Below are 261 nucleotides of genomic sequence, written 5' to 3'. Positions count from 1 at the left end.
GCCCGAGTACGAGGCGCTGCTGGTGCCCGAAGACGGCATGCTGGCGCCGGCGGCGATGGTCGAGGACGAGCTGATTCTGGCGGTGCCGGTCATCCCGGTCGCGCCCGGCTCCGAACTGGTCGAGCGCGACTGGCCGGTGACGGCGGAAGAAGAGACATGCGTCAATCCGTTTTCCGGGTTGGCGGCATTGAAGAAAGAACGAAACAACTGAACCTGTTGCTGGAGCAATTCCCATGGCTGTGCAGAAATCCCGCGTTTCCC

1 pseudogene is annotated in these 261 nt (G+C 63.2%); it reads left to right on the top strand.

Features of this window, described 5'->3' with window-relative positions:
- Window positions 1-211, top strand: a pseudogene (locus SB719_RS20970) (hypothetical protein); the annotation flags it as partial.
- Between the last annotated feature and the right edge of the window lie 50 nt (window positions 212-261).

It is taken from the genome of Pantoea sp. SIMBA_079 (assembly GCF_046940275.1).
Classification (GTDB): Bacteria; Pseudomonadota; Gammaproteobacteria; order Enterobacterales; family Enterobacteriaceae; genus Pantoea; species Pantoea borealis.
This window is presented reverse-complemented; position numbering and strand designations above follow the sequence as displayed.